Genomic DNA, 20,398 nt, shown 5'->3' on the forward strand with positions numbered 1-20,398 from the left:
TTTGGCCAACCCAAGATCTTCCCTATGAGTCAACCTACCACACGTACATCCGAAACCAGTCGGCTGGAACTGATTGCCCAAGGGCACGACTTCGCGCCGGTCGTCCACGACGCCGTATTCCGCGAAGAAAAAGTCCTGGAGATCAAGAACTTCAACTTGTGGTACGGCGACAAGCAAGCCCTCTTTAACATCAACATGCCGATTCCTCGGGGGCAAGTCACCGCTCTCGTGGGACCGTCAGGCTGCGGCAAGTCGACTTTGCTTCGCTGCGTGAATCGGATGAACGACTTGATCGATACGGTGCGCATTCATGGCGACATCTACTTGAACGATCAATCGATCTGCGACCGAGGCGTCGATGTGATCGAGCTTCGCAAACGCATGGGAATGGTTTTTCAAAAACCTAACCCTTTCCCCATGAGCATCTTCGAGAACGTTGTTTATCCCCTACGTATCGATGGCGAACGAAGTCGTAGCGTCCTGGAAGGGGTTTGCGAACATAGCCTCAAAGGGGCTGCCATCTGGAGCGAAGTAAAGGATCGCCTGCATGAAAGTGGCTTGAGCCTTTCCGGCGGTCAGCAGCAGCGTCTCTGCATTGCCAGGGCGATAGCCAGCGAACCGGAAGTGCTGCTGCTGGACGAGCCTTGCTCGGCTTTGGATCCGATCGCCACCGGGAAGATCGAAGATTTGATTCGTGAACTTCGCGGCGAATATTCCATCCTGATCGTCACACACAACATGCAACAAGCGTCGCGCATCAGCGATTACACCGCGTTCATGTATCTCGGCCGACTCGTCGAGTATGGACCAACCGTCGATATTTTCACGAAACCCAAACTGTCGGAAACCAACGCTTACGTCACCGGCCGATTCGGCTAATCAAAGTAGTTACTCTCCATCTTTGCGAAAGGACGTCGATGATGATTCCTCAAGTTCGTCTGGAAGCCAGATTCCTAACGCTCCTTGCGTTCGCATTGGTCAGCTTCTTCGCAACCGCAGCGCACGCCGAAGAGCCACTCCCTCGCACGGCGGAGCATCAACAATTCGCAGAACAATTCTGGAGTTATCTGAGCGATAAGTACCCGACGTGGCAAACAACCGATAGCTATCCCGCGTCGGCTCCTCGCCCAGAGGCAGGCACCGAGGGAACGATCTACTGGAACGAAATGGCGGCCCATGCAGTCGACGAGATGGCCTACGGAAGTATCCTCGTCATCGAACATCAACACGATGGCAAACCACACGCGGTCTCGGCATTGTTTCGCCCTCGAGAAGGCGTCAACCAAAAGAACAACGATTGGTACGAACTCTACTATCTTGCCGACGGTACCGTCGTGAAGACTTCAGCCGATCAGTCCAAGTTCAATCGTCGAGGATTTATCACCAAGCAAGTCGATGGTCGCATTTGGGTATTACCTCTGCAAAGCAACGATGTCGCCAAGCTGATCCACGGCGACGGTCCCGAGAAGCATGTCACACTTCCCGGCGCCGGACCGGATCGCAAGACGATCAAATCGGACAGTCGTGAGACAGCACTGCAGTACTTATTCACTCGCCCTGGCTTCGTTACCCACTTTGAACAAGGTCGAGCTTGGGTCTTCGCAAAACACACCGACGCCGCCAAGGCGTTCTCAGAAGATGGCCTTCCTGAAAAACATGTCACGCGAATCGGAGCTGGGCCAATGCGAACGACCATCAAAGCCCCCGACGCCGACACTATCGACAAGTTCCTGGGCAAACCTGGCCAATAAGTTCGGTTGTACTTTTTGCTTCAAGGAAAAGAAAGTTTTAACGAATGACGCGTCATTGGGTTCGGCAAATCGAAGGAATTCGCTCGCACTTGCTATCGATGGGTACGCATGCCGAAGCTCAAGTGAGTGAGGCGACACGTGCGATGCTCGACCTAGACCGTGAGCGAGCGCTGAAAGTCATCGACGACGACGATGAGCTCGACGCGTTGGACGTGGCACTCGAAGAGGAATGCCTCCATTCGATTGCGTTGTTTCAGCCGGTCGCGTCCGACTTGCGATTGATCATTTCAGCCATGTCCGTCGGACACGAACTGGAACGGATCGGCGATCTCGCGGTCAATATCTCTGGCAGTGTTGTCCGTTTGCGCGATGGAGGTCACCTGACCAACCAAGTGGTGTTCCCTGATTGCCTGAAAGAAGCCAACCGTCAGGCGATTGAAATGCTGCGAAAGAGCCTTGATGCTTTTATCGAACAAGATGCCCAGTCTTGTCGCGAGTTGATCGAACAAGACCGTGAACTCGATCGGCTTCACCGTGAAATTTTTCATTGGCTCAAAGAAGGCATTCACCGCAATCCGGCCGACATCGATTGGATGCTCGAGATGACAAGTATCTCGCGACACATTGAACGAATCGCCGACCATGTAACGAACATTGCCGAGATCGTGATCTATTGGATCGAAGGCGAAATTGTCCGTCACCGTCAAGCACTCGATTCCGAGGAGGAATCCGCATGACAGATCGATGGCCACAAAGCAGGAAGCGTTCCCTCAGCTGTTTGGATGCACTTTGCCGCTTGTTTCCTTCCAACAAAATGCGATGACGAACCGTGTCTCAACGTAGCATCTTGATCGTGGAAAAAGCAGGCGGACCGCTTCACAACGTCGCCCACAACCTGCAGCAAACCGGCTGCCAGGTTTACTTGGCCAGCGGTACTCGGGACGGCTTGCAGCATGCCATGGAATTCGTTCCTGATGTTGTTGTCCTGTCGCGTTCGCTGACGGAAACTGACACGCTGGATCTATGTCGCTCGATCATGCGGAACTTGGGCGAGGACTCCACGCCTGCCATTCTGATTGCCCCGACCGGTTCGGACGTCACCGCAATTGACGATCCCGCTCACGATTCTCGCCTGGCCGAATCGCTCGCACTGGATCTGTTGGCCCAGTCCGTAAAGACGTTGACTTATCGGGCCCGGCATACGGTCGACGCGCAGGCGGTTCTTGAATGCCATGGAATTCGGCTCGACCCACGCTTCGCACTTGTCGAGATGGATGGAACACGACTCGATCTCACCCCGACCGAATTTCGCTTGCTCCAAGCACTGCTAGCACGTCCGGGGCACGTACTGACGCGGGCTCAGCTCGAGGAAGCAGCCGGACTTCCGGCCAAAGACAAAGAGCCAGAAACCGAATCGGAAAGTGCCAGCCGAACCCGAAGAATCGACGTTCATGTGAAGTCGATCCGCGGCAAGCTCGACCGAAAAGGCGTCCTGATCGAAACAGTCCGAGGGGTGGGGTATCGGTTCCGCGAAGCGGCATGGAACCTAAACTCTTTAAATTAATGAGGTTAAAGCAATTACCCCTTCTTCCGGATAACTCCATCCCGCTCATGATGATTTGCGCAATCTGCTTCGGCCGCCTCTTGAAAGTGAACTCGCGATTAAGGTATCGTTAATCGCACGTGGCGAAGCTTGTCATCGTTCTTAACGCGAAGACAATCAGTTCCGCCAAGGATGTCGTGCTAGCAAGTACGGTCGGCAGGCGATGCCGGTCGGAACGGATTCCTCCCAAAAATGGAGAGCGCGACGGATTTACGTGCGATTTCAGGCGTCATTGAAGACCCTGCGACATGGAACGGATTTCCTTCCCTTGATGATTCTCGCTCGAATTGTCGATAGAGAATGGAAGGAAGATTGAAATCATGGTCGGTTTGAAAGCAAGTAGCGGTTTGAACGGCAAAACTCTCTGGGAACGACGCGAACATTTGCGTCATCAACCAAACGTTCAGTTTGTAGATCCCGAACAGTTCTGTGCTTTGGCAGTTTCGTGCCGAAAGATCACACGCGCCGATCAAACGTCGGCCGGCCTGAAAGGGCTGTTCACCGAAGACGAGGGCGTCACGTACTACGTCGAGGAAGAAATGCTCGATAAGTACCGCGAAGGCAATGACGTTCCTGCGGAGTCGCTTGAGCTCGTCTGATACGCATCAAACTAGCTCCACTCCCCCTATCCTTCGCCGCAGCATGGCCCAATGTGTCGCTGCTGGCGAAAGCCCTAGACCGACCTACTATAAGTGGCTGCCCGAATTCGATCGAGCAGCCACGCTTCGTTTCTTGCCTACGGATTGTCCGCTTCGGCATCCGTTTCGTCGAAGTGTGCCTCGGGGGCATGCGACCCACGTGGAATTCGCACACTTTCGACCAGGTCTTGCACATCTTCCGGAGGCGCCGGAGTCAGTCGGCTGACCACCATCGCCACGATAAAGTTCAGCGCCAGACCAATCGCCCCGACACCTTCGGGGCGTAAACCGTTGGGCATCCAGCTGCTGTCCTTGAACCAAGGCGTCATCAGCGGCTGATCAAAGCCCAGCACACGATCAGAGCGACATGCGATGATGTAGATGGCCGTGAACAAGATACCCACGATCATCCCCGCAATCGCGCCTTGGCGGTTCATGCGTTTGTCGAAGATCCCCAGGAAAATGATTGGGAAGAAGCTCGCCGCCGCCAAACCGAACGCAAACGCGACCACTTCGCCGATGAACCCTGGCGGGGAAATTCCGAAGTAACCAGCCACCAAGATCGCCCCGATAATCATGATTCGGGCAATCATCAATCGCCGCGGTTCGGACGCTTCCGGTTCGACGAAATGAACATACAAGTCATGCGCCATCGAGCTCGAAATTACCAGCAGCAGCCCAGCCGCCGTACTAAGTGCCGCAGCTAAACCGCCGGTAGCGACAATCGCAATCACCCAGGGCGAAAGCTTCGAGATCTCCGGCGTTGCTAACACCAAAATATCTTTGTCGATTTTGACTTCCTCGAAGTTACCGTCGACGTTTTTCAGCGACAGGATGCCGTCATTGTTCTTGTCTTCAATTTCAATCAGTCCGGTTCGCTGCCAGGTGTTTACCCACTCGACAGGGACTTTCTCGCCCTCTTCATTCTCTTGGAAAACCGGAATGTACTTCGCATCATCGCCGTCGTCTTGGGTGACTTGGCCGATGTGAGCACCGTCGAGGGTCTTCAAAATTTCAAACCGTGCGAACATCGCCAACACAGGGGCCGACGTGTACAGCAGCGCGATAAACAACAATGCCCAAAAGGCGCTGTAGCGTGCCGCTCGCACATTGGCGACCGTGTAAAACCGGACGATCACGTGTGGCAGCCCGGCCGTTCCTGTCATCAAGGCGAACATGATCAACAGCACGTTTGCCATGTCATAGTTGGTAAATGGCTGCGTGTAGGAAGCAAAGCCAAGGTCTTCGTGGATCTGGTTCACTTTCTCGTGAACGTCCCCCGTCGTGAAGCCGATCTGTGGGATCGAACTGTCGGTCAGCATTCCGGAAAGGGCGAACGTCGGGATCAAAAACGCAGCGATCAGCACGAAAAACTGCACGACTTGAGTCCACGTGATCCCCTTCATGCCCCCCAGCACCGCGAAGACACCGACGATAAACATACCGATGACCACCCCTTGCCAGGTTTCGACCTCCAGGAAGCGGGCGAACACAATTCCGACGCCACGCATCTGACCGGCGACGTAGGTGATCGAAACGAATACCGCACAAATGGCCGCCACGATTCGGGCCGTTTCGCTGTAATACCGTTTCGCTACAAAGTCAGGGACGGTGTACTGTCCGAACTTTCGGAGATACGGCGCCAGCAGCATGGCCAACAGCACATAGCCCCCTGTCCAGCCGAGCAGAAAGACCGAGCCGTCCGAGCCCAATCCGCTGATCAGGCCGGCCATACTTATGAACGACGCGGCACTCATCCAGTCGGCAGCCGTCGCGGCACCATTGGCAATCGCGGGAACGCCCTGCCCGGCCACGTAAAACTCGCCTGATTCCTTCACACGGCTTCGCCAGCCGATGTAAAGATAAACCATGAAAGTGATGATCACGAAGGTAAACGTCCATGCCCGCGTTTCGGTCATGGCAGTGCCCAATAGCGGCAATACGTCGTTGAATTCCACGGACTACTCCTTCACACCATGTTTGCGGTCGAGATAGTCCATCACCAACGCGTAGACCAGAATCAGCACCAAAAAGACGTACGTCGAGCCTTGTTGGGCGAACCAGAAGCCTAGCGGTAAGTTGCCAATCTTGAACTGGTTAAGCCACTCGACAAAGAAGATCGAGCAACCAAAGGCAACAAACGCCCAGATCGAAAGCAGCACGCCGATCACCATCAGGTTTTGACGCCAATAGGCAACCTTGGGCTCTGGTCGGGCTGGAGGTGGGGAGGAAGACATGCGGGATTTTCCGGGGCAATATATTTCAAAAGAAAAGAAAAGTTGCCGCTAGGAAAATCAATTCCGATGCGTCTGTCAACTAGACGCGCAAAGAAAGAACCGCCTGAAAAAGGGGGTGAAGGCTGCAAACGGGACGATCCGAGGAAAGCGTAAGGCTTTAAGGGGTGCTCTTTCCCGATACGATCCGAGTGCAGCTAATTTCGCTCGAGGGTCACTTGGCCGATCATCGCCCAAGTCGCAACAAATGCGACGCCCAAGCAAGCGTGTAGTAGTTCGACAGGCATATTCTACGTCCCAACGTTGTGGTTTCGAGATTTGCCCATCCATGAGTCACTTCACCCATCCGTGGCTACAAACAGGTATCGGCTGATTGATCCATGCTTTTTTCAGAAAATGGTTCGCCTCGGATTTAAAGGATTAAACGTTACCTACGACCCGACCGAAGGCAGCCTCAGCCGTGCCCCCGATTGCCCTGCCCGAAAAGAGAATGCCGACTGTATCGATTCTGACGATTAACCCCGTCATCCCCTGGGGAAAGGAAAGTCATTCAGGGTGCCATGCTCTCGTCTTCGTGAGCATGGGGGTTCCTGACAAGAGCATGCCTACGAAGACGAAGGCATGGCACCCGATCTGGGAGAGCCTATCGCAAACCAACGATACCTCAAGCACCGCGGCGGAAGCTGCAGAGAGCGATCGAATTGCCAACGAGCGTTCCCCTGGCAAGGAGACTCGCTCTTGATTCTACCAGCGTGTACAGGGGACTTCGGGAACCACGTTTTTCCCGAGGGTTATGCCCCTTTTCCCAAACGCTTCAAACGATGCTCGAATCGCTACCGTTAATTTGGCTTGACGTCGGGACGGTAAAGGCCTTGGAAACGCTCAATCCTGAAGCACAACTGCACAACACCTTATTAATATTTCTTGCAAAGAGTGCGCAGACTTATGTAGAATAGGCGCGAGGCGAAGCAGACGAGAGTTCGCTTGAAAATAAAGGGGGTGCAGCTTCCCTTCCGCTTGCCCCCTGGCAGAGTGCCGGTCACGCTGGCAGCAAAATTTCGCCACGTCCCATCTGGGCCAAGTCGCCATGGTAAAGATCGTAGCTGGCGGTCGACATCAGCCGGGCCACCTCAGGGACTTCCAGCCGCTCGAACTCTTGCACCAACAGCGGCATCATCGTTGGCTTAAACTGGCATGCATGGATGAACCCAGCCATTAAGTCGGCTTGCTTGTTGCCATTCAGAATGATCGTTCCGCGTCGCATCGAAAGCCCGGCGTGGGCACCTGCTTTCCCGCCGACGAAGATCGTCCCAGCCAGCATTTCGTAGCCGAGGAAATCGCCGCAGTCGTTGGTCACCGCAATTGTTCCCCGCCGCATCCGATGACCCAGCTCTTTACCAGCCGAACCGAGAATGAAGATGTTGCCTCCGGCCATTCCTTTCTTCAGGCCTGGCAGAGGTGCTCCGACACGATCGCCGACATTTCCCAGCACTTTGATGAAGCCTGACTTCATCCCTTCGGCCAGGTTATTGCCGACATGGCCATGGATGTAAAGCGAACCACTTTTCATCTCTTGCCCGGCATGATGACCGACAGCTCCTTGCACGAACAGCGTTCCGCCATCGAGGCCAGCTCCGATGTTGTCCGCTTTGGCCAAGTTGCCAATCAATCGAAGCGTCTCTTCACGGCGTGTTTCGGTTTCGATATGGAACAACTCGCCCAGTTCGACACGGCGGTTCCCTTCCCAAACGGTGACTTTCGCGGCTTCTTCGATCGACATCGGCAGTAAGCGCGAAGGAAGGACACCTCGAAGATCGAGGCCAACCGTGATATCGTGACGTAGGCGAAGTCTCATGGCTTTATGGATCAAAGTCAGGACGTGATTCAAACGATCAGGTTGTGCATGCAGGATGGTACCGATTTTTAAATCGGTATCGGCGTAGCCGACAAGCTGCCATTGAATGCGTTGGGAAGCGAATGAAACCGTTGCTTATAGGACAAACTACTTACAATGGCTTCTTGTGGCCTTCGGCCATCCCGGTTTAAAAACCGGGACCACCCCAACATACCGACAACACAAACGTGATGGGGCATTGCCTGGCACGTTTCCAATATAACCGACGAGTGTTCTGACAACATGACCACGTTGCCTCGATCTCAGCGAACGGCATTGATTGTTTGCGGTGGTGAAAGCCGTCGGATGGGGCAATCGAAGGCGCATCTTCCTTTCGGCGACGAAACGATGCTGGAGCGTGTCGTGCGGATCGTTTCTCCGTTGGTCGAAGAAGTAGTACTGCTGACAAGCAAAGTGTACGAAGTCCCCGAGCTTCCTTACGACGTGACCGAGCTGCCAGATCGTGTGGAAAAACAAGGCCCCGCGGCGGCGCTGTACGAAGGGCTGAAGTATGTCACCAGCTGGTCGGAAGCTTCGGTCGTGCTGGGATGCGATCTGCCGTTGGTCACCGCAGAAAGTATCGAGTTTTTATTCGCCGAATTAAATCACTTCGACGCGGTGATCCCGCGGTTCGAAGGCTTTCCGCAACCATTAGCCGCCGTGTATGCTAACGCGGCGTTAGAGCCGATCGAGAATATCCTGCATTCTGGTAACCACCGCTTGCTGTCCTGCATCGAAGGGCTTGAAACACGCTGGGTCAAGGTGCGCCAACTAAGCAGCATCGATCCGAACCTCGGCTTGCTACGCAATGTCAACACGCCAGAGGCGTATCGCGAAGCATTGCAGATCGCAGGCCTTCCACATCCACTAGAAGATTAACCTACCCCAACTGGAAACGAAGAAGAATGGCTGACGCAGCTCAATGGGAATTGACCAAGCAACGGATCGCCTTCACCGATAAGATGATTTGTGAATTCATCGAAGGCTTGGAACCGGAGCTTTGGTTCCGCATGCCAAGCGAAGGAGTCACCCACATTGCGTGGCAAGTCGGACATATCACGCTGGCCAACTATGGCCTCGGCATGATGCGTGTTCGCGGCAAGAAGGCCGAAGATGCTGGGCTGTTGCCGGAAAGCTATGCGGCGACGTTCGGCCGCGGCAGTGTCCCTTCGCAGGACCAAACCATTTATCCTTCGATCGAGCGCATGATCGAACTCTATAAGCGCGTCAACGACAAGCTGAAGGAAGAAATGGAAACGTACTCGCTGGACCTGCTAGACGAACCCAGCCTGCCGGAACACCCGCTGTTCAAGACCAAGTTCGACACGCTCGTCTTCCTGCCGTACCACGCGATGATGCACTTCGGCCAGATGGGTCTTTTGCGTCGCTTGTCAGGCAAGCCACCGATTCGCTAGGCGAACATCGGCCAGCATTCGCAGATCGACTACGACGTGTAGCTCTGGTCGATCTGGCTTTGGGTTTTCGGCTGGCAACTGCTACTCAGTGGGCACTCGTACTGGCATGTCGCACTGCGCGACCAATGGCAAACGGTGAGCAACATTCGTTTGCGATCGATTGGCTTGGAAAGAAAATCGTCGCAGCCACTGTTCAGGCACTTCTTCTTTTCTCGCTCCATCGCATGGGCCGTCAGAGCCAAGATAGGCTTGCAGTAGCCTCGCTCGCGAAGAGTTTGCGTGGCCTGGTAACCGTCCAGAACCGGCATCTGCATATCCATCAGCACGCAGTCGAACGGGCTTCCCTCTTCAAGAGCCAACATAGCCGCGTCGACCGCTTCCTGACCGTTAGCGACAATGGTCACGTCGGCGCCAGCTTTGTTGAGCACGAACTTCAACAGCCGCTGGTTGTCCGGTCCATCTTCGGCCAGCAAAATGCGTAGCCCTGCCAGGCTGACATGTTCGCAGTCGACTTCGTCCTTCTCTTGCTGCAGGGCATGAGCCGAAGGGGCATCGAGGAATTCGATCTTTTCGACCGGGCCGGCATCGACCGTCAGCCGGAACGATGTCCCTTCGCCAGGTCGCGAATAAGCCACCGTCAGATCGCCCCCCAGCATGTTGGCAAGTCGCTTGCTGATGGTAAGCCCCAGTCCGGTTCCACCAAAACGCCGCGTCGTGGAGGTATCGGCCTGCGAGAATGGTTGAAACAATCGGGCCAACTGCTCGTCGGTCATGCCGATGCCTGAATCGATGACGTCGAACTGCATCACCGCGCGTCCATCGCGTTGGATGAGTTCGGCCTGAAGCGAGATTCCGCCGATCTCGGTGAACTTGATGGCATTGCCCAGCAAGTTGATCAGAATCTGCCGCAGCCGCGTCGGATCGGTATGAATCGACTTGGGGACTTTCCCCATGAAGCGGGACGAAAGCTTCAAACCGGCACCGTCTGCTTTGACTTGGACAAGTGAAATGACTTCGGAAACGACCGTGTACGGCGAGGCCGACATCATCTCGACAGAAAGCTTGCCCGATTCCACTTTGGACAAATCGAGAATGTCGTTAATGATCGACAACAGATGCTCGCCGTTACGCTGAATCGTTTCCACAGATTGCCGTGTTTCTTCGTCTTTGGTCGTCTCGGCAACGGTTTCCGCGAAGCCAAGAATGGCCGTCATCGGCGTACGGATTTCGTGACTCATGTTGGCCAGGAACTCACTTTTGGCAACCGTCGCCGCGGTGGCATCCTGGGCCATTTTTTCAGCGAGCGCACTTTGCTTGGCAAGTTCTTGATTGACCGAGTTCAATTCGTCTTGCGACTCTTCGGCGACTGCCAACAACCGTTCCGTTTCGTTGGCTTTCTCTTTGAAGACCTGAGCCGCGTGAGCCAACCGGCCGAGTTCGTCGCTGCGATCCATGGCCGGAATCGATTCAATCCGTTCCCCTTTCGCAAGGCGATCGAACGTGGTGGCAATGGCATCGAGCGGCGGCACGACATCTTTTCCGATCAACCATGCCGCGACAACGCCCAACACGATGGTGATCACCGAAAACATATTGCTGGCGAACTGGAAGTGGCGGTTGTCTTCGGTCATTGTCTCGGCCAACTGACCGACGCGAAGGTCTTGTTCTTCGCGAATGTCGGTCGCCAGACGACGGAACTCAACCGATTCGCCGGCCAAAACAACGTTCACCAGGTGCAAGTAACTGCGTGTCGCTTGGACCATTTGGATCGAGGCCGCTTCGTAAGCGTCGACGGAGTCCAGCATCGCGATCAGGGTAACGTTTTCTTCCGCACCGATCACCTCACGAACTGCGAGTAAGTGCCGACGCGTTTCGGCCATCTCGTTTTTCGCCTGACGGAAGTACGTCGAATCAGGTCCGTTAACGAACTTCAAAATGTTCAACTGCGCCGCGGTGAATGCGGCTGATGCCTCGGTGACTTCGCGTTCGATCCGTGGGTTCCCTTCGAGGGCTAGAAGCCCCTGCTCGAAGCGATCGACATGCTGCTGCAAACCTTCGTCGACCAGCCGGCGCCGCTTGGCTCGATCGGCAGCCACGGCAGCGAAGATCTCTTGATGCTTCACCAGGTGAGCCTGCATCTCTTGCACGGCTTCGCGTTCCTTGAGGTAATCGCTGTGGGCAGCTTTCTCGAGCAACGCTTCTAACTGCGACTGCAACTCTTTCGCGCGTTGCTCTGGCCCTTCGTACCCCGTGAACGCAAACAACAACACGTTCCGCTGAAGCGCTGCAACGAGGCGATCGATTTGGTGAAACTGCTCGACTTCACGATCGAGCTTGCCATACGTTTCCAGGTCGCGCTGCGCCTTCGACAAACCATAGTGCCCCAGCAGCGCAATCGAGATATGCAGAATGAGCACGATCAAGAACCCCAAAGAGATCTTCGCGCTCACGCTTAAGCTGTTGGCACAGGTGGTTGCTCGTTGCATGCTCATAATTGTCGCCGGTGAACCTGCTTATGTGGTCAACAACTCGTACCAACGTACGAGACTGTACTCGTACGAATCCATCACCGTGTTCCAGACGGCCACATTGCCGAGACGTTCGTGATACGAGCCGCCGGTGCGGTAGCTTCCGCGTTTGACAGCAATCGTCCCGTCGGCACCTGGCAAATCGGTCGCGGCCTGGCGGCCCTGGTACCAATAGTTCCATTCCGATTCGCTCAGATATTGCTTTGTGCGTTCCGGAATCGAAATGTAGTAGCCTTGCCGTGCCATGTACGCACCTGCCCAACCTTCAAGCCACCAATTCATGTAATCGTAGGCGGCGTCGCGAACGTGTCCCGTCGCCGCGCTCGACAAACACAACACCCCATGCCAGCCACGATAGCCTTCTTTCGGCGCGGCGTACGTCACCGGGATTCCCATTCCATTCAAGCTGGAAACGGCCGGAGAGAACATGCTCTCGATTACCACGCGGCCTGACTTCATGAACCGCACCGATTGCGGCACCGAATTCCAAATGCCGTTGAAATGATCGCGGCGTTTGTAATCCAGCAACACCTCGAACAAGCTATCGACTTCCGACCGCTTCAAATTGCCAAGGTCCTCAAACTCGACCAGGCCTTTCGCTTTGGCGGCCAGTGCGGCGTCGAAGATGCCAATCGCTGGCTCGTTCACCAAACCAACTTTGCCTCGGTAGGCATCGTCCAGCAGCCAGCCCCAGCTTTCCGTTTCGTAAGCCACTCCTTGAGGGATGACCGACGTGTTGTAGCCAAACGAGTCGACATTGTGCACGTACGGCACGAAGCTGATGTGGTCGGTCGCGTTCGGTCCAAGATTGCCGTCGCTTTGGACATGCAGAATTTTATGCGGCGCGTCCCCTGCCCCAATCTTCATCTCCGGGGTCAGTTGGCCTGACTTCGTCAGTGGGTTGATCTCGTCCCAACGACGAATGCGCGACTTCTCGATCGGCTGAATCGCATTGGCGTACCACAGCACGTTGATGCTGTTGGACCATTGTTCGTAAACGTCGAACGACTCTGGCCGCGTCGAAGCCTTTTGCAGCGTCCCAGCACTTCCGCTCGGCTCGAAGACAATACGAATGCCCAAGTCCTTTTCGGCCTGGCGGCGAATGTCTTCCTGCAATGTGACGTCGGTTCCCAGAACACGAAGCGTGATTTCTCGCGAAGCATGTACGGCCGGCGGCGAACTGAGATAACTCGCCCCCATAGCAGCCGCGGCAGCTTGGCCGAGAAACTGACGCCGTGTCGGTTTCGCGACCGCTGAAGATTGTGCTTGGCTTTGCTCGATTACCATGAAGCGCCCCTTCCTCATGCCGAATAAAACGTGTCGACGGGAAGATCACGTCCCGTACGCTAATATGGGGCGCCATTAAGCCGAAACAGCAAAAACCCGGCGTTTTCCAAGAAATGGCCAAGAGTTAGCCACCAAGCAGGCCCTAAGGGCAAGATCTGACCAGCTATTTTCCCCAGCAACCTCAAGCCCTGCGGCTCCCCGCAGCCAAATGCTAGTCCCCAGCCAGATATTCAATCACCGCCGAAAACCCCCACGGCTTACGCCACCCAGAAACCGGCAGCCCAAGAAACAACAAAAGGACTCACACCAACGTGTAAGTCCCTTTGTGTTCGAATATTACCGATAGCGGAGGACAAGGGATTCGAACCCTCAACCGGTTGCCCGGCACTTGATTTCGAGTCAAGCTGCTAGCCAGTTCGCGTATCCTCCCGGCTTGGGAACTCTCCAGTTTATCGACTCTTGGAATCTGATCAACCGGGAGTCAGGCCAAAATGGTGGGTGAATGTTCTTGGGACGCTTGGGGCCGAGATTGGTTCGCGATTGGGTCCTACTTCTTCTCCGCTTTCTTCGGCGAAAGAAGAGCCGACGTCGGCTAGGCACGATTTTTGCAGCTCTGACTGGCACTGAAACGACGCCACGAAGGGAGTAATCATGACCTATCAGCTAGTCGACAACGAACCACTTTCCCACGCATTGCGGCGAATTGCCCGAGAGCAGATCGATCAGGCCATCGCAGAAATCGACGACAAGACGGTGCCGCGTGACGAAGCGGTTCACCAGGTTCGCAAACGGTGCAAGAAGATTCGCGGCCTCGTGCGGCTGGTCCGACCTGAGTTTGAGAAAACCTATCAGGCCGAAAACAAGTGGTATCGCGATATCGCCGCGCGGTTGTCGGACGTTCGAGATGCTCAGGTTTTGATCGAAACGTACGACAAGCTGATGGAGCGTTACGAAGAAGAAGTCGATCGGCAACTGTTTGGGCCGATTCGCCGCAAACTGACGATGCGGCTGAAAGAATTGCTGGAAGATGATGTGCAACTCGACGAAGAGCTACGCGACGTGAAGGCGAAGCTGGAAGAAGGTCGCGATCGAATCCCCTATTGGCCTCTCGACGAAATGGAGCCTGAGGCGATCATGGCCGGAATCGACAAGACCTACCAGCGCGGGCTGAAGGCAATGAAAAAGGCCTACAAGAAAGATGACTCCGAGCAGTTCCACGAGTGGCGAAAACGGGTGAAGTACCACTGGTATCACATGCGACTGATCCGGCCCATCTGGCAACGCGAAGTGAACGCGCGGCGAAAAGAAGCGGATGATTTGGCCGATCTGCTAGGAGACGATCACGACTTGGCTGTGCTGCGAGAGACCATTCAAGAGGAAGCGGAAGCGTTTGCCGGCGCGGAGGCCACCGACGCGTTCGTCATTCTTACAGTACGCCGCCAGCGAGAACTTCGAGCCGAAGCGAAAACGCTTGGCATGCGTCTGTTTGCCGAATCGGACGAGGCATTCGCTGAGCGACTGGAAAGCTATCTCGACGCGAGCCAGTACGAAACGGAGCGTGCCACACCACCGGAAGTGCATCCGGAGCTGACGGCTTCGTAGCCGACTAACCGCCTGCGGTGGTGAAGTAATACCGCGTTAGATGAAAGAAGACCGGAGCAGCGAAGCATAACGCGTCGATCCGGTCGAGCACGCCGGCATGTCCTTCGACCAATGTGCCATAATCTTGTACGCCGCGGTCCCGTTTGATGGCACTCATCGCCATGCTGCCGGCGGCCCCCATCACAGCGATCACGATCGACATCACCGCACTCTGCCACGGATTGAACGGCGTCGCCCCGGTCAAACTAAGCAGTGCCCCCACAACCGCGGTTACCCCGGTTCCTGCGAAAAAGCCTTCCCAAGTACGGCTGGCGTTGATGTTGGGGGCAATCACATTCTTTCCGAGTAAACGGCTGCAAACGAAGTGCAACAAGTCGCTCAGCTGGGCAATCAGCAGGAAGTAGAACAGCAGCCCGGCGGTACTTTTCGTCGAGTATTCAGGATCGGTCCAATCGGTCAGGTACAACAGTGCCGGAGCGTAGCTGAGCGAGTAGACACAGATGTAAAGCCCCGCTTGAATCTTCGCGATACGTTCCAGGAACCGCTTGTAGTCCCCTGCCACCGCGATTCGCGCGGCGACAAAGAGAAAGCCATAAACGGGAATCAAAATGCTGAACAGTTCGTACTGCGATTGCCCCATGGCCACTAGCACGTACTGGGCTGGCGTCAACACGAAGAAGACCCAGAACAACGTGCGATGGTCGCCAAGCCGTGTCGGGGTCAGCGTAATGAACTCGCGGAGTGCCCAGAACGAGATCAGGAAGAATAAGATCACCGTCGCAACCGGCGAGGGAATCATGAACGCAACGGCCAGGATAGCGGTCATCAACCACCATGCTCGCACGCGACGAATGAATGCCTGAACGATGGCTGGGTTCACGCTCGAGTCAGGCTGACGCCGTAAGATTTGGCCTGCCCCCGTCGCAATCAACAAGCAGCTGATCACCACGCCCAGCAAGATGCCGGTTGCACCATCCAGCAGAAACGCCGTTTGTTGGGCCAACAACGGTGCTGTGAAAATCGTGCTTAGGCAATCAGGCAGCAAATGCATGGTGTCGTTTCAGCGTCAAACGTCTCGCAACCGGGAAACCGCTTCCCGAGCACGGACGAGGAAGTCTGTCTTTGGCTCGCCATTTTCCAGCCAAATGGGCGGTCCGAAGATTACGCGACTAAGCAAAGGAACCGGAAGGTATTCACCCTTCGGTAAAATGCGTGTCATATTGTCGACATAGACAGGAACAAGTTCCAGGTCGGGTCGCTTCTTTGCCAGGTAAAAAAGCCCACTTTTAAAGTTCCGCAACGTCGTTCCGTCGTTCCGGCTTCCCTCGGGAAAGATGATCGCCGAGTATTTGTCGCCGATCTCTTGTAGCATCGATTCAACAGGGCTGCGGTGAACTTTGATGTTCTCGCGATCGATCAACATCGCATTCAGCGAGCGAGCCAGATAGCGGCGAAACCACCCCCGGTCCCAATAGTCTTTCGCGGCGACCGGTTTCGTCAGTTCTCGGCAATGCTTCGGCAGCGAAGCCCAAATGATGACGGCGTCGATATGGCTGGTGTGGTTCGCAAAATAGATCCGCTGGCAGGTGTCGGGGTGGCAATCCACCCAGCGGACACTGCTTCCGGCGACAACTTTCGCCAGACCAGCCAAGAACGGACCCGTTAAGTTGACCTTCACCTTGCTTCGGAACCCTGAGCCAAAGAAACCTACGTGCGCGACAGCATCGATTCCCCTTATGGTATCGCGCGGCGACGGTTACGACTAGCGGCCCGACAAGCGAAACTCTTGTGCTGACTGAGGTTTACGATGCCTTCACATCTGACGTCTGGGGCAGCAGAACGGCATTGGAAGAGGGCTGACGCGCCGCATGCAGCGCCGCTTGAACCTTCTGGCGATAAACGCCGCTGATTAAGTCCTGGTACCCCGCCACCATGGCGTCGAGCGAGCCATACCGCAGCACTTTGGCCCGAGCAGACTGGCCCATCGCTTCTCGGAGCGACGCATCTTGCATGATGCGAAGCATCGCGTCGGCCGTTTGATCGAGATTGCTGGCTTCGACCAACACACCATTTTCGCCGTCGTCGATTGCATCGGGGATGCTCCCCACGCGAGGGGCAACGACCGGCAAGTTCATTGACATTGCCTCGAGAATCGAGACCGGACTGGCTTCGTTTTTCGATGTCAACGCGAAGCAGTCCATCCCCGACAGAAGCTCCGGAATGTCGCTGCGGCTACCCATCATCGTGATATGATCGGCAATTCCCAGTTCATCTCGCAGTGCTTCAATACCAGGTCGCTCCGGCCCATCTCCGATGATCACGTAATGGGTGTTCGGGCAGTGCTTGATCACCCTGGCGGCTGATTTCAGAAACAATGCGTGATCTTTCTCCGGACGCAGCGCAGCGACAATTCCGCAAACAACGGTGTCTTCGGCGACACCCCAATCGGCACGCACGCGGCGACGGATCTCTTCGCTGCGGACGAAACGATCGGTATCGATACCGTTGGGAATGACGGTCACTTTTTCAGTGGGGAAACCTTCGACGTCGACTAGATGCTTGCCATGCGGAGCTGCGACACCAATGAAGCGGTCGGTGATCGACGTCAGACGACGATTGAGCCAGTTGATCGAGTCAGGCCATCCAGTCGAATGAATTGCCGAAGCAACCACGGGAACGCCGGCAAGCCATGCACAGAGTCGGCCCCAGAACATCTTGTCGCCGGCGCCGACGGTCACCACGGCGTCGATTTCGCGAATCGAGAACAGCTGCGTCAGTCGCGGGACAACGCGCAGATCGTACTTGCCGCTAAGCATGTTGTGGAACGTGGGAACTTCCTGCTGCATCTCTTCCCCCAAAGGGCCGAGCTCTTTCATGCAGCACAGTTCCGGAGCGAAGCGGCTGCGATCCATCCGCCGGATCAAGTTGACCAGCAACGTTTCCGCGCCACCGACCGGCATGCTGGTCACCATGTACATGACCTTCAATGGGCCGCGGCTGTCGATCGGCAAGTGGGTTCGTCGTCGCATCGTATTTCCCTCTCGGTCTCTTCTTCTTTACGATTGGAATCGCTTGGTCAGGACGCTCAAGCCATCGAGCAGCGTTCGCTTTTCTTGTTCGTTGAAAACCCAGTTCGCGGCGAAAGCTTGCCATAGCAAAACAATCCAAACCGCCATGGCAGTGGCCCAGCCGAAGCCCAATAGCAATGGAGCCGCGGCAAGTAAGATCGTTGATTTCTGAACTTCCATCCCGTGCCGTTTCGCGAGATAAAGGGCCAGCACAATCGCGATGGCGTTGGCCAATGCCGTGGCAACGACCGCCCCAGTTAGTCCCCACATCGGCAGCAGCATGGCGTTGAGAGCCACGTTGGATGCAAGCCCGACGCCAAACACAATCGCCCCCGCATAGGTCTTCTCGGCACAGCAAAAATAAAGCATCGCGCACCCGCTGAGGCTGTACCATACGCAGTAGGTCAGCGTCCACGGCAACACGGCTAAACCGCCGCTGTATTTTCCTTCGAAGACATGCTCGAACAAAAATGGCGCCGTGAGTCCGATCACCATCGCGCCTGCCATCATGACCATCGCGGCGGTTTTCAGCAGCAAATTGAGTTGATCGGAAACCTGCTTGTGTTCGCCTCGTTCCCAGTCAGCCGAGAGATGCGGCAAGAGGATTCCGCCGAACAAGTTTGCCACCGCCACCATCAACCATGGCACGACGCGGCTACTATGATAGTCACCCACGAGCGTGATACTTTGTTCCGGCGAAAGCCCGCTGAAGTGAACGATCATGTAGCGGTCGACCACTTCAAACAAGTTGGAAAGCAGATTGATCGCCCACAGCCAGGCAGCAAACGGAAGCAGCTTTCGCCAGAACTCCGACTGCATCGGCACGCTGTCGCAAAGAGGCAACTGCCGCCAATCACGCAGCAGCACGACACCGCCCAGCACAACGGTCACGCTGCACGCGATGCCGTACGAAATGATGACGCTTTCGGCTGAGGATTCGTACCACAGCAGCAAACCTAAACCGACCGAAGCAAACAGCACGCTATTAACGAACTGCAGCGCCGAGACCGTTCGCATTTGCCGCATGGCGATAAACAGTTCGACGAAATAGTTGAATCCCACCACCGACACCAGCGTGAGCGACACGACAGGAATGATCGGGGCCAGGCTGCCATCTTTAAACAGAATGACGGCCGCTTGCTCATGAAACACCCACAACAAACTGCAGCCCACCGCGGAGAGCACCACGGTCGCGATCGTTGTACGGCGGAGGAACGTACGGAGCTGTCCTTTTTGGCGGAAGTGTTCGACGTAACGGCCAAACGAACCAGGAATCCCCAGCACGACCAGTGGCCCGGCAAGCATGAGGAACCCGAACACTAAGTCCCAAAGTCCCAACTGTTCGGCAGGTAGCCAGCGGCAAAACAGCACGCCGCGTACGAAGCCGATGCCACGCTGAAACACCGTCAGCATCGCCAACAGCAACATGCTTTCGGCCAACGATGTTGTTTGATAGCTCGGACTGCCGGAAACTTCAACCGATTTATCGAGCGTGGATGCGCTGCTCATGCGTCGCCTCCATTCGCCGTCGATAATTTCGAGTAGCGCGGCTGGAATCGAGTCACGCCGTGCACTTTACGAGGGTCGACCGTCAACCAATTTCGCAGTCGCGAAAGTTCTGGATCGCCATGAATTCGTTGGATGTGATAAGGGTCGTCGCCTGGGAAGTTGTAGCCCCCGTACGCAGAGCAAAAGCCTTGAATGCCATGCTCGCGCAGCATGTTGATCGCCACGTCGTTCAAGTTGGCATGCTGCCCGAACGGAAATGCAAAGTAGCGAATCGGCTGCTCGACCAACGCTTCCAGTTCATACGTTGCATCGATCACTTCCGACTGCAGCAGCGCATGGTCATGGATCTTCCCGACATCAGGATGCGTTCGCGTATGGCCGCCAATTTCAATCACGCCGCTGGCCACCATCGCTCGAAGCTCGTCGACCGAATTAGGCCTGGCATTGATCCCCAACTTCGCGTCGTGCGGAAACGGTTTACCGGTCAAAACGTTATCGAGCGTGACAAAGTAAGTCGCCGGCATTTCGCGGCTTATCAGCTCGTGGATGGCTTGATCGCTGTTGTCGCCGTAGCCGTCGTCAAAGGTAATCGCCACGCACGGTTTTCGGTTCATCCGAAATGCGACACGGCGTTGGGCTTCGGCCAGGGAGACCACTTCCAGATGCGATTGCAACCAATCTAAATGGCGTTTGAAATCGTCGTTACGGATCGTCCATTCGGTCACGTTTTGGTCGGCGACACGATGGTAGAACAAGACCATCACCGGAGCCATGCCGACGCGCGCGCGGACGTGGCGAAACCGGGCCCGCCAAGGCCAAGTTGCCGCGTAGTATCCGTCGATCAGGCTTCCCTTGATGCTGTGCATGAA

The 20,398-nt window shown here is 55.6% G+C and carries 19 protein-coding genes and 1 tRNA gene; 9 read left to right on the forward strand and 11 right to left on the reverse strand.

Features of this window, described 5'->3' with window-relative positions:
* Nucleotides 1–24: 24 nt before the first annotated feature.
* The 5 genes from pstB to LA756_RS15050 all read left to right on the forward strand — a co-directional run bounded on the left by pstB (nt 25) and on the right by LA756_RS15050 (nt 3,953).
* A complete protein-coding gene (gene pstB / locus LA756_RS15030) occupies nt 25–879 on the forward strand; it encodes a phosphate ABC transporter ATP-binding protein PstB (RefSeq protein WP_224435537.1) in 855 nt (284 codons plus the stop codon).
* A gap of 38 nt (nt 880–917) precedes the next feature.
* The gene (locus LA756_RS15035) at nt 918–1,751 is read left to right on the forward strand and encodes a hypothetical protein (protein WP_224435538.1); all 834 of its coding nucleotides are present in this window, start codon (nt 918–920) and stop codon (nt 1,749–1,751) included.
* Between the two features lie 44 nt (nt 1,752–1,795).
* Nucleotides 1,796–2,488 carry a phosphate signaling complex protein PhoU gene (gene phoU, locus LA756_RS15040; RefSeq protein ID WP_224435539.1) on the forward strand — a complete coding sequence of 231 codons (693 nt, stop codon included), beginning with the start codon at nt 1,796–1,798 and terminating at the stop codon, nt 2,486–2,488.
* Between the two features lie 92 nt (nt 2,489–2,580).
* Complete coding sequence (locus tag LA756_RS15045; RefSeq protein ID WP_224435540.1) at nt 2,581–3,315, forward strand: response regulator transcription factor; 735 nt, start codon at nt 2,581–2,583, stop codon at nt 3,313–3,315.
* A gap of 359 nt (nt 3,316–3,674) precedes the next feature.
* Nucleotides 3,675–3,953 carry a hypothetical protein gene (locus tag LA756_RS15050; RefSeq protein WP_224435541.1) on the forward strand — a complete coding sequence of 93 codons (279 nt, stop codon included), beginning with the start codon at nt 3,675–3,677 and terminating at the stop codon, nt 3,951–3,953.
* Between the two features lie 137 nt (nt 3,954–4,090).
* On the opposite strand, the gene LA756_RS15055 is transcribed toward LA756_RS15050, so the two are convergent.
* Nucleotides 4,091–5,950, reverse strand: coding sequence for a sodium:solute symporter family protein (locus LA756_RS15055; protein WP_224435542.1), 1,860 nt, complete (start codon nt 5,948–5,950; stop codon nt 4,091–4,093).
* A 3-nt stretch (nt 5,951–5,953) separates the two neighbouring features.
* The gene (locus LA756_RS15060) at nt 5,954–6,229 is read right to left on the reverse strand and encodes a DUF4212 domain-containing protein (protein WP_224435543.1); all 276 of its coding nucleotides are present in this window, start codon (nt 6,227–6,229) and stop codon (nt 5,954–5,956) included.
* 487 nt (nt 6,230–6,716) lie between these two features.
* On the opposite strand from LA756_RS15060, the gene LA756_RS15065 reads away from it, so the two are divergent.
* Nucleotides 6,717–6,968: a hypothetical protein gene (locus LA756_RS15065; protein ID WP_224435544.1), complete on the forward strand. Its 252-nt coding sequence runs from the start codon at nt 6,717–6,719 to the stop codon at nt 6,966–6,968.
* 297 nt (nt 6,969–7,265) lie between these two features.
* Here LA756_RS15065 and LA756_RS15070 read toward each other — a convergent pair whose 3' ends face one another.
* Nucleotides 7,266–8,081, reverse strand: a complete 816-nt coding sequence (locus tag LA756_RS15070; RefSeq protein WP_224435545.1) for a formylmethanofuran dehydrogenase subunit C — start codon at nt 8,079–8,081, stop codon at nt 7,266–7,268.
* Between the two features lie 282 nt (nt 8,082–8,363).
* On the opposite strand from LA756_RS15070, the gene LA756_RS15075 reads away from it, so the two are divergent.
* Complete coding sequence (locus tag LA756_RS15075) at nt 8,364–8,999, forward strand: molybdenum cofactor guanylyltransferase (protein WP_224435546.1); 636 nt, start codon at nt 8,364–8,366, stop codon at nt 8,997–8,999.
* 26 nt (nt 9,000–9,025) lie between these two features.
* The gene (locus LA756_RS15080) at nt 9,026–9,535 is read left to right on the forward strand and encodes a DinB family protein (protein ID WP_224435547.1); all 510 of its coding nucleotides are present in this window, start codon (nt 9,026–9,028) and stop codon (nt 9,533–9,535) included.
* Nucleotides 9,536–9,564: 29 nt separating this feature from the next.
* Here the strand turns inward: LA756_RS15080 and LA756_RS15085 are convergent, their stop codons facing one another.
* The 3 genes from LA756_RS15085 to LA756_RS15095 all read right to left on the reverse strand — a co-directional run bounded on the left by LA756_RS15085 (nt 9,565) and on the right by LA756_RS15095 (nt 13,779).
* Entirely contained in the window at nt 9,565–12,021 is a 2,457-nt protein-coding gene (locus LA756_RS15085) for an ATP-binding protein (RefSeq protein ID WP_224435548.1), read from the reverse strand.
* A gap of 27 nt (nt 12,022–12,048) precedes the next feature.
* On the reverse strand, nt 12,049–13,350 hold the full coding sequence (locus LA756_RS15090; RefSeq protein ID WP_224435549.1) for a PotD/PotF family extracellular solute-binding protein: 1,302 nt from the start codon (nt 13,348–13,350) through the stop codon (nt 12,049–12,051).
* 346 nt (nt 13,351–13,696) lie between these two features.
* Nucleotides 13,697–13,779, reverse strand: a tRNA-Ser gene (locus tag LA756_RS15095).
* Nucleotides 13,780–14,001: 222 nt separating this feature from the next.
* Between LA756_RS15095 and LA756_RS15100 the strand changes: the two genes are divergently transcribed.
* Nucleotides 14,002–14,952, forward strand: a complete 951-nt coding sequence (locus LA756_RS15100) for a CHAD domain-containing protein (RefSeq protein WP_224435550.1) — start codon at nt 14,002–14,004, stop codon at nt 14,950–14,952.
* A gap of 4 nt (nt 14,953–14,956) precedes the next feature.
* On the opposite strand, the gene LA756_RS15105 is transcribed toward LA756_RS15100, so the two are convergent.
* The 5 genes from LA756_RS15105 to LA756_RS15125 all read right to left on the reverse strand — a co-directional run bounded on the left by LA756_RS15105 (nt 14,957) and on the right by LA756_RS15125 (nt 20,395).
* Nucleotides 14,957–16,003, reverse strand: coding sequence for a phosphatidate cytidylyltransferase (locus tag LA756_RS15105; RefSeq protein WP_224435551.1), 1,047 nt, complete (start codon nt 16,001–16,003; stop codon nt 14,957–14,959).
* A gap of 15 nt (nt 16,004–16,018) precedes the next feature.
* Entirely contained in the window at nt 16,019–16,603 is a 585-nt protein-coding gene (locus tag LA756_RS15110) for a lysophospholipid acyltransferase family protein (protein WP_224435552.1), read from the reverse strand.
* 151 nt (nt 16,604–16,754) lie between these two features.
* Nucleotides 16,755–17,981 (reverse strand): glycosyltransferase, encoded by a 1,227-nt coding sequence (locus LA756_RS15115; protein ID WP_224435553.1) that lies wholly within the window; start codon nt 17,979–17,981, stop codon nt 16,755–16,757.
* A 27-nt stretch (nt 17,982–18,008) separates the two neighbouring features.
* Entirely contained in the window at nt 18,009–19,529 is a 1,521-nt protein-coding gene (locus LA756_RS15120) for a lipopolysaccharide biosynthesis protein (RefSeq protein ID WP_224435554.1), read from the reverse strand.
* A complete protein-coding gene (locus LA756_RS15125; protein ID WP_224435555.1) occupies nt 19,526–20,395 on the reverse strand; it encodes a polysaccharide deacetylase family protein in 870 nt (289 codons plus the stop codon). Before LA756_RS15125 ends, LA756_RS15120 begins: the two co-directional genes overlap by 4 nt.
* Nucleotides 20,396–20,398: the final 3 nt, after the last annotated feature.

The organism is Bremerella sp. TYQ1 (assembly GCF_020150455.1).
Classification (GTDB): domain Bacteria; phylum Planctomycetota; class Planctomycetia; order Pirellulales; family Pirellulaceae; genus Bremerella; species Bremerella volcania_A.